Consider the following 15,105-nt stretch of genomic DNA (forward strand, 5'->3'; position numbering starts at 1 on the left):
TAAAGCATGACTGTATCACGTACATTTTGGCAGAATGTTCAACAATATATCTGGTTGGTTGGTGGTATTGCCTGCTTGTTGCTGGCCTTCATTTTTTGGGTAATTACCGATAGCAAGAAACTGGTTGAAGTTGAAAAGTCAGCTGATTCTGATGCACCTGTTCAAATTCAACCAGAGAAAGTTGCTACGACACCTAACTTGGGTGCTTTAGCTGATGAAGTTCGTCCACTTGATCTAACAACTCGTACAGTTGCATCTGGTGAGCATGAACCAGAGTTTCGTGGTACGAAATTTATTAACGAAAATAAAAAACAATGGACGCTTGAGATATTTAGAGCCTCTGATGAAGACATCATTAAAAACTTTTTAAAAAATCGTAGTGATCGTAATAAATTTATTTATTTTCGCTTAAGTGGTGAACAGCAAGCGGAGCAGTATGTTTTGGTTTATGGAACCTTTAAACGCTCAGACGATGCAATTCAGCAGTTAACGCAGATTAACCTACAATTGCCTGAGTCTATTAAGCCTCAGCCACAACAGTTCTCAAGTTATGCTCCTTTGGTCAATGATTTGGGTGCAGATGAGATAAAAGGTGGTAATAATCAGCTTTATGAAGTTCGTCTGCGTCCAGCCGCTCTGCCTACAATTGATGAATCATTATTGATGGCTGGATCAACTAATGCTGCAGTCAATGTTCAGCCGAAAGCTCCTGCGACCAATTCAGCTACTAAGACCACTATTGTTCGCCGTGATGCTCAAGGAAATGTAGTGGATGTACAACAATCGAATTCAAATATTGATCAACCTAATAAGCCAGCTCAAACACGTTCAAACGATATTCAATAAAAATGCCTCAAATAAGGGCAGAAAAAGGAGATAATTCGCTCAATAATATGCACAATATTGGTGCAAAATAAAATCTAATAATATTTTTTGACCATATCTGGTGCATATTTAGTCATTTTTTGGTGTGATAACGCGAATAAAATAGATATATTTATATTGAATATAAGTACTTAGATTGATTTTTATTATATGGCACAATTTTTGCTTTATTGTTGTGCTTATTAATGTGCTGCAAACTATTTTAGCCCTCTAAGAAGTGAATTCTATGCAGAGTCGTGGGGTCGAACTGCTTTAAAAGAGTGCGAAATAAGTCAAAACATTTTTCTAGCAAAAACCAGTGTACGTAAAAATGGAACAGCGTATATTGGCTTATCAGCCCAAAATTTTTTATTTGCGAAACATTGAGCTAACTATCATCGGTAGGCACTATCGCAAAAAGAAGTTGTTTGTTTGACGCTCGAAAGAGCCTTATTGAAAGAAGGGTACGCTATGCACATGCCATCGCCTAATACTGTAGCTCCCGCTCAAGGTTTATATCAGCCTGATGAGTTTAAGGATAACTGTGGTTTTGGACTGATTGCCCATATGAAGGGTGAATCAAGTCATCATCTAGTAGAAACCGCGATTCACAGTTTAAGTTGCATGACGCACCGTGGTGGTATTGCCGCAGATGGCAAGACGGGAGATGGTTGCGGCTTATTATTGGCGATGCCAAAGCAATTTTTCCGTGATGAAGCAAAAAAACTAAGTGATATTACACTCAGTGAAATTTTTGCTGTGGGTACGGTATTTTTAAATATTGATCCAGCATTAGCACAGCACTCTAAAAATATTTTAACGAAAGAAATCGAGTCAGAAGGTTTACGTGTACTTGCTTGGCGTATCGTTCCTACAAATAACGATGCATTAGGTGAAATTGCGCTTCAATCTTTACCAGCTTTTGAACAAGTCATTGTGAACTGTCCAATGGGTGTAACTGAGGTTGAATTTAACCGTAAGTTATTTTTGGCGCGTCGCCGTGCGGAACAACAACTCCAAAAAGATCCGCTATTTTATGTGACTACACTTTGTTCAACAGTCATTAGCTATAAAGGCTTGATGATGCCTGCGGCAATTGCTGAGTTCTATACAGACTTAGCAGATGAGCGCTTAAAATCGCATATTGTGGTATTCCACCAACGTTTCTCTACAAATACATTACCGCGTTGGCCTTTGGCTCAGCCATTCCGTTACCTTGCGCATAATGGTGAAATCAACACCATTACAGCAAACCGTAACTGGGCATTGGCACGTACGCCTAAATTTGAAAACCCATTATTACCAGGTCTTACTGAGCTTAATCCGATTGTAAACCGCACAGGTTCAGATTCTTCAAGCCTAGATAACATGCTTGAGATCTTGGTGGGTGGCGGTATGGATTTATTCCGTGCATTACGTATGCTCGTTCCACCAGCTTGGCAAAACGTTGAAACTTTAGATGCAGACTTACGTGCGTTCTATGAGTTCAACTCTAAGCATATGGAAGCTTGGGATGGTCCTGCCGGTCTTGTTATTCAAGATGGTCGTCATGCGATTTGTATGCTTGACCGTAATGGTTTACGTCCTGCGCGTTGGGTAATTACCAAAAATGATTACATCACCTTAGCATCTGAAATCGGTGTTTGGGGCTATGAACCTGAAGATGTAGTTTCTAAAGGTCGTGTAGGCCCGGGTCAAATTTTGGTGGTTGATACCCTAACAGGTAAAGTACTCGATACTAAAGATGTGAGTACACATTTGAAAAACATGCGTCCGTACCGCGAATGGCTACGTGATCATGCAATTCGTTTAAAAGCAGACCCAGAACTTGAAGAACAACTGGTTGATAAAGGTTTAACTGGTGAGGCATTAAAAGTAGCTCAAAAAATGTTTATGGTGACATTTGAAGAGCGAGACCAGTTACTACGCCCAATCGCTGAAAGTGGACAGGAAGCAGTAGGCTCTATGGGTGATGATACACCTATGGCTGTATTGTCTCGTCAAGTACGCCACGTGACAGATTATTTCCGTCAACAGTTTGCACAGGTAACAAACCCACCAATTGACCCGCTACGTGAGTCAATTGTAATGTCGTTAGAAACCTGTTTAGGTCGTGAGCAAAATGTATTTGAGCAAGGCCCTGAGCATGCTGATCGTATCATCATCTCTAGTCCAGTATTGTCAAATTCAAAAATGCAGCAAATCCGTAGCATTGAGCGTCCGGGTTATGAAGCAGTTGATATCAACTTAAACTATGCCGAAGAAGAAGGTTTGCAAGCTGCGATTACACGTATCTGTGAAGAAGCGGCGCAAGCAGTCCGTGATGGCAAAACTTTAATTGTCTTAACAGATAAAAATATCAGCCAAGGTTTATTACCAGCAAACGCAGCACTTGCAACAGGTGCGGTACATCATTACCTCATCAAAACTGGTCTGCGCACTGATGCAAACATCATGGTTGAAACTGGTTTTGCACGTGATCCGCATCAATTTGCAGTATTACTTGGTTTTGGTGCAACCGCTGTTTATCCATACCTTGCGTATGATGTGATCAATGATTTGATTGCTAAAGGTGAGCTTTTAGGTGACCCAGTCCATGCGCAAGCAAACTTCCGTAAAGGTATTGAGAAAGGCTTATTAAAAGTTCTTTCAAAAATGGGTATCTCTACCGTTGCTTCTTATCGTGGTGGTCAGCTCTTTGAAGCAGTAGGTTTATCATCTGAAGTGGTAGATCAGTGTTTCTTAGGTGTTCCAAGTCGTATTCAAGGTGCAACATTTGCTGACCTCGAAAAAGACCAGAAAAAATTAGCAGCGACAGCATGGTCAAGTCGTAAACCAATTGATCAGGGTGGTTTGCTTAAATTCGTATTTGATAAAGAGTACCACGCGTTCAACCCAGATGTGATTAACTCATTACACAAAGCGGTTCGCTCTGGTAAGTACGAAGACTTTAAAGAATATGCTGAGTTGGTGAATAATCGTCCAGTAGCGACTATTCGTGACTTATTTAAGTTAAAAACAACCAATTCAATTCCAGTTGAGCAAGTTGAATCAGTTGAAGATATCTTGCCTCGTTTTGACTCGGCTGGGATGTCTTTAGGTGCGCTTTCTCCAGAAGCACATGAAGCAATCGCAATCGCAATGAACACGATCGGTGGTCGTTCAAACTCTGGTGAAGGCGGTGAAGATCCTGTTCGTTACGGCACAATTCGTAACTCAAAAATCAAACAGATTGCATCTGGTCGTTTCGGTGTAACACCTGCGTACTTAACTTCTGCTGAAGTATTGCAAATTAAAGTTGCTCAAGGTGCAAAACCGGGTGAAGGTGGTCAGTTACCGGGTGGTAAAGTAAATGGCTTAATCGCACGTTTACGTTATTCAGTACCGGGCGTAACACTTATTTCACCTCCGCCACACCACGACATTTACTCAATTGAAGATTTGTCTCAGTTAATTTTTGACTTGAAACAAGTTAACCCGAAAGCAATGGTATCTGTGAAGTTGGTATCTGAACCGGGGGTAGGAACAATTGCTGCGGGTGTTGCAAAAGCTTATGCAGACTTCATTACCATTTCAGGTTATGACGGCGGTACAGCTGCATCTCCACTTTCATCAATTCACCATGCGGGTTCGCCATGGGAGCTTGGTCTAAGTGAAGCGCATCAAGCACTGCGTGTAAATGACTTGCGTGGCAAAGTGCGTGTACAAACTGATGGTGGTTTAAAAACTGGTCTTGATGTCATCAAAGCAGCAATTTTAGGTGCTGAAAGCTTTGGCTTTGGTTCTACACCAATGATCGCTTTAGGTTGTAAATACCTCCGTATTTGTCACTTAAATAACTGTGCAACCGGTGTTGCGACTCAACAAGATCATTTACGTCAAGAGCACTATATCGGCGAGCCAGAAATGCTCATCAATTTCTTCCACTTCATTGCGGAAGAAACTCGTGAATGGTTGGCAGCATTAGGTGTGTCTTCATTAAAAGACTTGATTGGTCGTGTGGACTTGCTTGAAGTATTACCGGGTGAAACTGAAAAACATGCGCATCTTGATTTAAGTGCACTGTTAACTTCACATCCTTCTGCTGAAGGTAAAGCGCAGTACTGTGAAGTACAAGGTAATGCACCATTCGATAAAGGTGTATTGGCTGAGAAAATGGTTGCAGAAATGCTTCCTGCAATTGAGTCAAGTGCAGGTGGTCAGTTCAACTTTAATGTTGTGAACTGTGACCGTTCAATCGGTGCTCGTGTATCGGGTGAAATTGCTCGTCGCTACGGCAACTTGGGTATGGAAGCACATCCAGTTGTAATGAACTTAACTGGTACAGCTGGTCAGTCACTTGGTGTATGGAACGCTGGTGGTTTACACATCCGTCTTGAGGGTGATGCAAACGACTATGTAGGTAAAGGTATGGCGGGTGGTCGTATTTCGATTTTCCCACCACAAGGTTCACCTTTCCAAACACAAAACACAGCAATTATTGGTAATACCTGTTTGTACGGTGCAACTGGCGGTAAGCTTTTTGCAGCAGGTACAGCGGGTGAGCGTTTTGCAGTTCGTAACTCTGGCGCATTTGCTGTAATCGAAGGTGCAGGTGATCACTGCTGTGAATATATGACAGGTGGTGTTGTGACTGTACTTGGTAAAGTAGGTCATAACTTCGGTGCGGGCATGACTGGTGGTTTTGCTTATGTACTTGACCTTGATAATGACTTCGTAGATTACTACAACCATGAGTTGATTGATTTAAATCGTATTTCAACAGAATCTATGGAAGATCATAAAGAGTTCTTGTTGCGTATTATCGATGAGCATATCAAAGAAACAGGTAGTGCTTGGGCTTATAAAATCCGCAATGAGTTTGACTTCTACAGCCGTAAATTCTGGCTTGTAAAACCAAAAGCTGCTAACTTGCAATCGCTTTTGAAAACTACACAAGCTGACCCACAATAATTCCACGACTGCAAAGACATAGGCAGGTGCGGGCAACAGTGAAATCCGCGCCTACCCACGGAGAGAGACATGGCAGAACGCCTAAATAATGACTTTCAATTTCTGGATGTACCACGCCAAGATCCAGAGAAAAAAGATATTACTGTCCGCAAAGCAGAATTTGTGGAAATTTATAAGCCTTTTACTTCGGAAACAGTCACTAATCAGACTCACCGTTGTTTAGGGTGTGGTAATCCTTATTGCGAATGGAAGTGCCCAGTACATAACTACATTCCGAACTGGTTAAAACTGATTGCTGAAGGTCAAATTTTCCAAGCTGCCGAGCTTTGTCACCAAACAAATACCTTACCAGAGGTATGTGGTCGTGTCTGTCCACAAGACCGTTTGTGTGAAGGTGCTTGTACTTTAAATGATGGTTTTGGTGCAGTAACCATTGGTAATGCTGAAAAATACATCAATGACACAGCTTTTGCTTTGGGCTGGCGCCCAGACATGTCACATGTGAAATGGACAGGTAAAAAAGTTGCAATTATTGGTGCAGGCCCAGCAGGTCTAGGCTGCGCAGATATTTTAGCACGTGGTGGTGTTAAGCCAGTTGTATTTGATAAACGTCCTGAAATTGGTGGCTTACTGACATTTGGTATTCCAGAATTCAAAATGGAAAAAGATGTCATGAAACGCCGCCGTGAAATTTTCACAGGTATGGGCATTGAATTCCGTTTAAATACTGAAATTGGTAAAGATGTCACTATTGATGAATTACTTGCAGAATATGATGCAGTATTCATGGGTATGGGAACTTATACCTACATGAAGGGGGGCTTCCCTGGTGAAGACCTTGATGGGGTTTATGATGCACTTGATTTCTTGATCTCGAACGTAAATCGTTGCCAAGGTTGGGAAAAAGATCCTAGTGAATACATTAGCTTAGACGGTAAAAAAGTTATTGTTCTAGGTGGTGGTGATACCGCTATGGACTGTAACCGTACTTCATTGCGTCAAGGTGCTCACGATGTAACTTGTGCATACCGCCGTGATGAAAGCAACATGCCGGGTTCTGCACGTGAAGTGAAAAATGCCTACGAAGAGGGGGTGAAATTCCTATTCAATCGTCAACCAATCGAGATTGTTGGTGAAAATGGCAAAGTAACAGGCGTAAAAGTAGTAACTACGCAAATGGGTGAACCTGATAGTCGTGGCCGTCGTAGCCCTGAACCAATTCCTGGTTCTGAAGAAGTTTTACCAGCTGATGCAGTTTTACTAGCGTTTGGTTTCCGTCCAAGCCCAGCAGACTGGTTTGGTAATGTGAATATCAATCTTGATGGTTCAGGCCGTGTTGTTGCAGCTGAAAAGCAAGAATTCAAATTCCAGACATCAAACCCGAAAATCTTTGCTGGTGGTGATATGGTACGTGGCTCAGACCTTGTAGTTACAGCAATCTGGGAAGGTCGCCAAGCTGCTGAAGGTATTTTAGATTACCTTGGTGTTTAATAAATTAATTTGTTAAATCACTCAAAAAAGCCTACTTCAAGTAGGCTTTTTTTATTGTTTACCATTAGTCAGTTTGACATTTTTGGCAAATACAATAAGCTTTTTTGCCCTTTTTAGTGCTTAAATCCCAAGACATACTCAAAGCTTCCTTCTTCAATACAGTAGGTGTTGAGTATGAACATCGCAGGTATGACGTCAGAAAAATCATATTTAAATCGTCGAAAAGCGTTGGGTATTACAGTACGTTGCCTTGAGTTTAATCCTCAAGCAATCACGCGCTATTATTTTGCGAACTCGCCTTTAATGTCTCATTTTTTAACTGCACTCTCTTCAACATTTCCAGTAGGAGAGCAGTTTTTTGTAAATAGTGTGCGTAATGTGCGCGACAAAGTTTCAGACCCTCAACTACAGGCACAAATTGCAGCTTTTATTGGGCAAGAAGCGATGCACTCGAAAGCGCATGGTGAATTTAATGAGGCTTGGCGCCGTGAAGACTATAATTTGGATCGTTTTCAAGCGTGGCTAAATGAACGTGATAAATATTTAAGAACAATTCCACCTAAGCTACAGCTGGCACTGACATGTGCATTTGAGCATTTTACGGCTTTGCTTGGTGGATATATTTTACAGCATCCCGAACTACTAAAAACTTTAGATCAAGATGCCCTGAAGCTTTGGGTTTGGCATGCTATTGAGGAAATTGAACATCGTTCAGTTGCATTTGATGTCTATCAACATGTCTATGGTGATGACCGTATTCGCCGATTATTAATGCGTAGTGTCACTACAGGATTTGCAAGTCTCGCTTTCTATGGAACAACTCGTTTATTTTGGCAAGATAAATGGAAAAGCTTGCCTAAAATAGGTGGAAATATTTTTGGCGTATATTTACTTGTTAAAATGCTTATACAACTTACACCTGAATATTTTGCTTATTACAAAAAGGACTTTCATCCAAGTCAAACAGATTATGGACATATGATCGACTACTGGAAAAGCTATTTGGCTGGTGAATATCAAATGACAAGTTTCCAAGAAGAAACAATGCAACGACCAAGCTAAAATAAAAACTGGATTTAAAGATCCGGTTTTTTAAATTTATAAAATAAAAGCAACACAATAATGCCAAATTCATCATACAATCGAGACAAGAGGTTAAAAATATAAAGAAAAACTTGAGGATGAAGTGACGATGAAAACGTTTAAACAACTGGTAATCGCGACAACACTTGCAACCACCTTACTATTTTCCGGCTGTGGCTATAATACTTTACAGGTCAAAGATGAGGCTGTAACAGCGGCATGGTCTGAAGTACAAAACCAATATCAACGTCGATCAGATTTGGTACCAAACCTTGTAAATGTGGTTAAAGGCTATGCTAAACATGAAGAGCAAGTATTAACAGAAGTCACTCAAGCACGTGCAAATGTTGCAGGTTTGAAAGTTGATAAAGAAGTATTAGAAGACCCAGCATTACTGGAAAAATATCAACAAGCACAAAGCCAGTTAACAGGTGCACTATCTCGACTTATTGCTGTTTCAGAAAATTACCCAGATTTAAAAGCCAATACCCAATTCCAAGAATTACAAGTTCAGCTTGAAGGCACAGAAAACCGAATTGCTGTCGCACGTAATCGTTATATTACAACTGTTCAGGACTATAACTCTTATGTCCGTCAGTTCCCACAAGCTGTAACAGCAAAAGTGATTGGTATGCATCCGAAAGCTAATTTCTCTGCGGAAGCATCGGCTCAACAGGCTCCAAAAGTTTCTTTTGATTAATTTAAATCAAGGAAGTGCCGCATGAGAAATACGATATTGCTTCAGTCTAAGCAAATTAAGGTATTCGTTATTACCTTAATGGTGCTTTGCTGCAGTGTTCTTTTTCAGAGTGCGGCTTGGAGTGAGAATAATATTGCCACTGCTACAGATGAAACTGACACGGTGGTGGCAGGTAAAATTATTCAACAGCAGCAAGTTCAAGCATCGAAGCCTAAAGTAAATGAGCAGGCTGCTTCAAGTGCCGGGCCTCAAGCTCAAGTTGCGAATGACATGGCTGATGGTGAATCAATTCGTGGTTTACCTACATTAAATCAGCCTGTCATTGATCAAGCCAATATTTTAAGTGAAGCTGAAAAGCAGCAACTTAACCAGAAAATTTTAAATTTATATCAGCAAGGTAAGGCACAAATAGGTATTGTGATTGTACCGACTACGGGCCAAGAAGATATTTTTGATTACGCTTTGCGTGTCGGTGAGAAATGGCAACTTGGTTCAAATAAACGTGATAATGGTTTGCTTATCGCAGTTGCAATTAATGATCATAGAATACAAATTCTAACTGGATATGGTTTGGAAGGCGTATTACCAGATATTGTCGCAAGTCGAATTATTCGAAATCAAATTACACCTTACTTTAAACAAGCCCAATATGCACAAGGCTTAAATGCTGGTGTCGATGAAATTACAAGAATTTTAAATCTAGATCCGGAAGTTGCTCAGCAAGCTGCCCAAGATTTAAAAGAGCGCCAACATCAGGCTGCCGAAGAACAACAAGCCAAACAAACAACGCTGACGATGGCATTGTTTATTCTGATTGCTGGAATTGTAGGCTCATTTATTGTTGGTCGACCTCTTAGTGCCTCTACCGCAGGTGTTGCGGCAGCTGTAGCAGGCTTTGTAAACGGTGCAGGCGTGGTCACTAGTTTATTACTTGGATTTGGTATCTTCTTTTTACTCATTACCTCAATTGCCCAACTTATTTTACAGGCTATTTTAAGTGGTTCTGGTGGGGGTGGACGCGGAGGTGGCTTCGGTGGTGGAGGCGGTGGTTATGGTGGCGGCGGAGGTCGTTTTGGTGGTGGAGGTGCTTCAGGCTCATGGTAACAACATCAGAAACAACACAAATTATTACTCAACCCAAAATTGAGGAATCTATAGAGCCAAGTTTAAAACGTTGGTTTAAGCATCTATGTTATTTTCCTGCTAGTAGCCGTTATTTCAATAAAAAAGATAAACAGGCTATTGCTGAAGCTGTTCAACAAGCAGAACTTGGTCATGTTGGTGAAATACAGGTCGTTATAGAAGGACATATTCCTTGTTCACAAGCATATAGGCAAAATACGCGCTTAAGGGCACAACAATTATTTGCAGAACTTGGGGTTTGGGATACTGAGCTTAATAGCGGTGTGTTGCTCTATTTAAATTTATGTGAGCGAACAGTAGAAATTATATTTGACCGCGGTATTAGAAACGCGACGACTGATCAAGTGTGGCAAAAGATTTGTGAGTGTATAGTTCAACAGCTCAAACAAAAACAGTATCTACAAGCTGTAGTGATGGGGGTTCAGCAAATTGGTGATGTAATGTCACGTTTTTACGATGAGAATATGCTGGATCAAAATAATGAATTGGGCAATGCACCGATTATTATTAATTAGCTTATCTGCCTAAAAAAATAGCGTTTTTAAAAATTATTCCAAATACGATAGTTGACAAAAATTGTCATCTATTTAGCTGCTTTTAAAGAGATTTTTATCACATTAAAGAGTAAAAAAAAGAAATAGCATGTGAAGTAATTTTTATTGGTGATTCAGTTCTTAGAAATTTTGTGTGACAATTTTTGTCAGTTATTTGCTTAATACACTACTAAAATTAATTTTGATAAATCTTAACTTACTGTTTTTAAATAAAAATAAAAGTTGGCATGGTTGCTGCAATATAGTTGGTAGCTTAAAAAGCTTATATAAAAACATATATACAATCTTTGGGGAAAAGGCTATGAATGCACAAAAAGGTTTTACATTAATTGAACTTATGATCGTGGTTGCGATTATTGGTATTTTGGCAGCGATCGCAATTCCTGCTTATCAAGATTACACAGTTCGCTCACAAGTAACTGAAGGTTTAAATATGGCTGGTGGTGTTAAAACAGCTGTGAACGATTATTATACAGATGTGGGTGAATGGCCAAAAGATATTAAGGCGGCTGTTTGTGGTAAAAATGCGACTAAAGACTGTGATGGTGGTACAAATATTGATTATAAAGGTAATTACGTATCACAAATCGATGTAGGTAATGGTGGTGTTGATATTACCTATGGTAATAAAGCAAATGCTGATGCATTAAATACAAAAAAATTATCTCTGATTCCGGGTACAGATACTGCTAAAAACGTTACTTGGGTTTGTGGTAATGCTGCAAAACCAGATGGTGTTACTTTAGCGGCAAATGCAAAAAATAGTACAGATATTGATGCGAAATACCTTCCTGGTTCTTGTAAAAACTAATTAAATTTTTAAAGTAAAAAGCTGGATTTATTCCAGCTTTTTATTTGGATTACATATGAGTAAACGTATTAAGTTCTTTATAGTACATATAACTTTTTCACTTATAGTCATTAGTTTATTGCTTTGTTGTATTTTTCTTGTTTGGTATCCCGCTCCTTTGAGTAAAGCGACAGGACTAGAACACATATTATTTTTACTAATTTTAGTTGATGTTATTGTTGGGCCTCTTTTAGGATTGTTGATATATAAAGAAGGTAAAAAAACTCTAAAGTTTGATTTGGCTATTATTTGTATTTTACAAATTAGTGCGTTTCTTTTTGGCTGTTATCATGTGTTTAAGGGCAGACCTGTATGGATAGTATACAGTGTCGATCAATTTGAATTAATACGTGACAATGAAGTGGTTTCTAAATCATATCAACCTTCATTTTTAGGCCCAAAATTTGTTGGTATTCAATACTCTCAAGATCCTCAACTAAAGCAAAAAGAAATGTTTCAAGAATTATTCAGCGGAATAGCTTTAGCACAAGATCCAAAAAACTATAAAGAATTGAGCCAAATAAAATCACAACTTTTGCAACACTTACAAAATCTAAAAAGTCTTAAAGAGTATAACTCTAAACAGCAAGTAGAAAATATTTTAAAAAAATATCCAGAAGCTAATGCATGGGTTCCTTTAAAAGCAAATGCTGTAGATATGGTTGTTTTAATGGATAAAAACTCAGCTCAAGTCGTTAAAATTGTAGACTTGCGACCATGGAAATAAGTTAGGAAATCTTGTGAGAAGATACATAGAGAACCTAATTCTTCTCACTTTCTTCCATGTATAATTCATCTCAAGTTTTTGGCCTCTAATCTGTCTTTATGCAACTATTCTTTCTATTCCTCGCAGCAATTCTGTTGGGTTTTGCGTGGCTATCGCCATTTCACTATATTCCTTGGGTGATGTTCTCTAGTGAGATAAGTACTTTTGTAGCAGGTTTAAGTGTCTTAGCTGCGCTTTTTCACCAAAATATTAAAATTCCGCGTGCACAATTATTATTGTTACCATTTATTTTAATTCCAGTGGTGCAGTGGGGCTTTGGTTTAGTATTTGATTTTAGTACAGCTTTATTAAGTTCACTTTACTTGTTAGGCTTCTGGTTTATGGTGGTGGCGGGTTATAACCTATCATTAGATCAACAGCAGCGAGGTCAAATTTTTACAGGTTTTAGTTTACTTATTGTTATTGTTTCGGTTGTAACAAGCGTTATTGCAATTTGTCAGTGGTTAAATATTGATACAAATTTTGCTCATATGTTGCATTTGATTGGTAATAGACCTTACGGTAACTTTGGTCAACCCAATAATATGGCAACCTTTCTCATTATGGGACTCTTAGGATGCTTATATTTATATGAAAAGAACAAGGCTTCAGTTTGGTTGCTCTTGCCATCAGCACTAATTATTTTATTTTCAGTTGTTCTGAGTCAATCACGAACCTCTTGGATTGTTTTGCCATTTTTACTTATCTATTGGGCTATTAAGCAATTTAACAAACCTAAGCGGTTTGGGCTATTTCAAGGCCTACTTTGGTGTGCTGGCTTTTTCTTGATGGCTGGTTTGGTTTTACCGTTTATTACAAGTTTAATTGAAATATGGATGCATACAGATATAACTCAGACGAGTAGCTTGGCTGAACGGGCAAGCTCTGGTTATTTGCGTTTTAATATTTGGATGCAAATGTTAATCGCTGTACAGCAACATCCTTGGTTGGGATATGGATGGAATCAAACCAGTGTTGCTCAAATGTCTGCTTATGCTCTTTTCCCAACGACGGAGTGGACGACAAGCGCTCATAATGTGTTGCTAGATCTCATTATTTGGAATGGTATTCCAATTGCTACAGTAATGATTGCTTTGTTTGTTTGTTGGTTGTTTTGGTTAAATCAACAAGCGAAAGAAACGATCTCAATTATCGCGTTTATGATGGTCTGTACAGTACTTATTCATGCGATGTTAGAGTTTCCGCAGCGTTATGCTTATTTCTTGCTGACATGTGGTTTTTTATTGGGGCTAATTCAAGCCCAGTCTCCGATATTGAAAGGCGTTGTACTAAGTAAACACCTTCTGCGTTTAGTATGGGTCATAAGCTTGATGCTTATAATCGCAATTTGGCGTGATTACAACGTATATGTCATGAATAGTAATTTACTGTTTAAAAATAAGCAGCCAAATGCTGAGTTTATGGGAAGCGATCGAATTTTTGTTTTAACTCAATTTGATCAACGTTTAAAGTGGATTGCACTTAATCCTAATGTAACTTTATCTGAAGCAGAATTAGTTCAATGGGGAAATTTTGTGAAGAACAAAGCAACTCCATATAATTTGCGTAAATATGCTCAGTTACTTGCTTACAATGGAAAAGTAGATCAAGCAGAGCAACAAATATTTATTTTGCAGCACCTTTATGGGCAGCACACAACACTTTCGGAATTATTAAAAGATAAATAAAAAGAATCCCCTTGCACTACAAGGGGATTCTTTTATGCAAGATTACATTTGGCTCTGGATATAATTTTCGATACCAACGCTACCGATAAGGTCAATTTGAGTGTCTAACCAATCCCAATACTCTTCTTCTTTTTCTAGAATTTCTTGTACTAAATCACGCGTTACATAATCTTGTTCTGTTTCAGCTAAAGCGACTGCTTTTTGAATAGCTTCAATGTTTTCTTTCACTTTGCGAATATCACATTGCAGAACTTCTTCTGTATGTTGACCAATATATAATTTACCTAGATGTTGAAGATTTGGAAGGCCTTCTAAAAATAAGATACGCTCAATAATTTTGTCAGCATGCTTCATTTGACGAATTGATTCTTTATATTCAGCAGAACCGAGTTGTTCAATTCCCCAGTCATTAAACATGCGAGAGTGTAAAAAGTATTGGTTAATTGCAGTTAAATGATGATACAGCACTTGGTTAAGCTGATTGATCACATCACGATTGCCTTTCATTGTAGCTACTCCAAAACAATTTCTGCCTTAATCCAATTAAGGCAATCTATGAGTTCATTTTAGTGAACAATCATGGAGATGGCGAGTAATTTATAGAACAGCAAATGAAAATCGCAATCAAAAACAACACAATATTGGTAAAGGTGAATTTCCTTCCAAAAAAACCGCTTGAATGAGGAACAATGAATGTTCCGCAAAAAGCGGTGGAGGAGTCAATAATTAACTGTTAAATACTAATTTTTATTATGCAGCTACCGAAATGCGTGCAGCAATTTCAGCTAATTCATCACTAATAATAGCACGTGCTTCTGGTGCACAGCGTCCGCAACAAGTACCAAGATCAAGCAAATCGCGAATTTCACGATAGCTTTCAGCGCCATTTTCAATAGCGTCTTTAATATCTTGATCTGTAATGCCACGACACAAGCAAACGTACATGGGAGTGATCCCCAAATATAAATGCGATAATTGATATTATTGATAATTATTATCGTTTGTCAATGAAA

At 38.9% G+C, this 15,105-nt stretch carries 11 protein-coding genes and 1 pseudogene; 10 read left to right on the plus strand and 2 right to left on the minus strand.

The window, feature by feature from the left end:
• Nucleotides 1-6: 6 nt before the first annotated feature.
• The 10 genes and pseudogenes from MSG95_RS09445 (at nt 7) to MSG95_RS09490 (ending at nt 14,092) form a co-directional block, all read left to right on the plus strand.
• Nucleotides 7-880: pseudogene (locus tag MSG95_RS09445) on the plus strand (hypothetical protein).
• A 461-nt stretch (nt 881-1,341) separates the two neighbouring features.
• Entirely contained in the window at nt 1,342-5,817 is a 4,476-nt protein-coding gene (gene gltB, locus MSG95_RS09450) for a glutamate synthase large subunit (protein WP_171262289.1), read from the plus strand.
• A 69-nt stretch (nt 5,818-5,886) separates the two neighbouring features.
• The gene (locus MSG95_RS09455) at nt 5,887-7,308 is read left to right on the plus strand and encodes an FAD-dependent oxidoreductase (RefSeq protein ID WP_019457868.1); all 1,422 of its coding nucleotides are present in this window, start codon (nt 5,887-5,889) and stop codon (nt 7,306-7,308) included.
• A 174-nt stretch (nt 7,309-7,482) separates the two neighbouring features.
• On the plus strand, nt 7,483-8,370 hold the full coding sequence (locus MSG95_RS09460; RefSeq protein ID WP_324624762.1) for a metal-dependent hydrolase: 888 nt from the start codon (nt 7,483-7,485) through the stop codon (nt 8,368-8,370).
• Nucleotides 8,371-8,500: 130 nt separating this feature from the next.
• Nucleotides 8,501-9,091 carry a LemA family protein gene (locus MSG95_RS09465; RefSeq protein WP_077164853.1) on the plus strand — a complete coding sequence of 197 codons (591 nt, stop codon included), beginning with the start codon at nt 8,501-8,503 and terminating at the stop codon, nt 9,089-9,091.
• A gap of 21 nt (nt 9,092-9,112) precedes the next feature.
• Nucleotides 9,113-10,195 carry a TPM domain-containing protein gene (locus MSG95_RS09470; protein ID WP_077164854.1) on the plus strand — a complete coding sequence of 361 codons (1,083 nt, stop codon included), beginning with the start codon at nt 9,113-9,115 and terminating at the stop codon, nt 10,193-10,195.
• Complete coding sequence (locus MSG95_RS09475) at nt 10,189-10,749, plus strand: TPM domain-containing protein (RefSeq protein ID WP_077164855.1); 561 nt, start codon at nt 10,189-10,191, stop codon at nt 10,747-10,749. Before MSG95_RS09470 ends, MSG95_RS09475 begins: the two co-directional genes overlap by 7 nt.
• A 340-nt stretch (nt 10,750-11,089) precedes the next feature.
• Nucleotides 11,090-11,599, plus strand: coding sequence for a pilin (locus MSG95_RS09480; protein ID WP_077164856.1), 510 nt, complete (start codon nt 11,090-11,092; stop codon nt 11,597-11,599).
• A gap of 55 nt (nt 11,600-11,654) precedes the next feature.
• On the plus strand, nt 11,655-12,365 hold the full coding sequence (gene tfpZ / locus MSG95_RS09485) for a TfpX/TfpZ family type IV pilin accessory protein (protein ID WP_077164857.1): 711 nt from the start codon (nt 11,655-11,657) through the stop codon (nt 12,363-12,365).
• Nucleotides 12,366-12,463: 98 nt separating this feature from the next.
• On the plus strand, nt 12,464-14,092 hold the full coding sequence (locus tag MSG95_RS09490) for a PglL family O-oligosaccharyltransferase (RefSeq protein WP_077164858.1): 1,629 nt from the start codon (nt 12,464-12,466) through the stop codon (nt 14,090-14,092).
• 42 nt (nt 14,093-14,134) lie between these two features.
• Here the strand turns inward: MSG95_RS09490 and bfr are convergent, their stop codons facing one another.
• Nucleotides 14,135-14,599 carry a heteropolymeric bacterioferritin subunit Bfr gene (gene bfr / locus MSG95_RS09495; RefSeq protein ID WP_000678123.1) on the minus strand — a complete coding sequence of 155 codons (465 nt, stop codon included), beginning with the start codon at nt 14,597-14,599 and terminating at the stop codon, nt 14,135-14,137.
• A 243-nt stretch (nt 14,600-14,842) separates the two neighbouring features.
• Nucleotides 14,843-15,037, minus strand: coding sequence for a bacterioferritin-associated ferredoxin (locus tag MSG95_RS09500; RefSeq protein WP_004705220.1), 195 nt, complete (start codon nt 15,035-15,037; stop codon nt 14,843-14,845).
• Nucleotides 15,038-15,105 lie beyond the last annotated feature (68 nt).

The organism is Acinetobacter sp. IK23, from assembly GCF_035615275.1.
GTDB lineage: Bacteria > Pseudomonadota > Gammaproteobacteria > Pseudomonadales > Moraxellaceae > Acinetobacter > Acinetobacter seifertii.

What these genes read in the sequence shown, in the direction of transcription:
- gltB (WP_171262289.1), top strand. Translation starts at nt 1,342, where the DNA reads ATGCCATCGCCTAATACTGTAGCTCCCGCTCAAGGTTTATATCAGCCT.
- MSG95_RS09455 (WP_019457868.1), top strand. Translation starts at nt 5,887, where the DNA reads ATGGCAGAACGCCTAAATAATGACTTTCAATTTCTGGATGTACCACGC.
- MSG95_RS09460 (WP_324624762.1), top strand. Translation starts at nt 7,483, where the DNA reads ATGAACATCGCAGGTATGACGTCAGAAAAATCATATTTAAATCGTCGA.
- MSG95_RS09465 (WP_077164853.1), top strand. Translation starts at nt 8,501, where the DNA reads ATGAAAACGTTTAAACAACTGGTAATCGCGACAACACTTGCAACCACC.
- MSG95_RS09470 (WP_077164854.1), top strand. Translation starts at nt 9,113, where the DNA reads ATGAGAAATACGATATTGCTTCAGTCTAAGCAAATTAAGGTATTCGTT.
- MSG95_RS09475 (WP_077164855.1), top strand. Translation starts at nt 10,189, where the DNA reads ATGGTAACAACATCAGAAACAACACAAATTATTACTCAACCCAAAATT.
- MSG95_RS09480 (WP_077164856.1), top strand. Translation starts at nt 11,090, where the DNA reads ATGAATGCACAAAAAGGTTTTACATTAATTGAACTTATGATCGTGGTT.
- tfpZ (WP_077164857.1), top strand. Translation starts at nt 11,655, where the DNA reads ATGAGTAAACGTATTAAGTTCTTTATAGTACATATAACTTTTTCACTT.
- MSG95_RS09490 (WP_077164858.1), top strand. Translation starts at nt 12,464, where the DNA reads ATGCAACTATTCTTTCTATTCCTCGCAGCAATTCTGTTGGGTTTTGCG.
- bfr (WP_000678123.1), bottom strand. Translation starts at nt 14,599, where the DNA reads ATGAAAGGCAATCGTGATGTGATCAATCAGCTTAACCAAGTGCTGTAT.
- MSG95_RS09500 (WP_004705220.1), bottom strand. Translation starts at nt 15,037, where the DNA reads ATGTACGTTTGCTTGTGTCGTGGCATTACAGATCAAGATATTAAAGAC.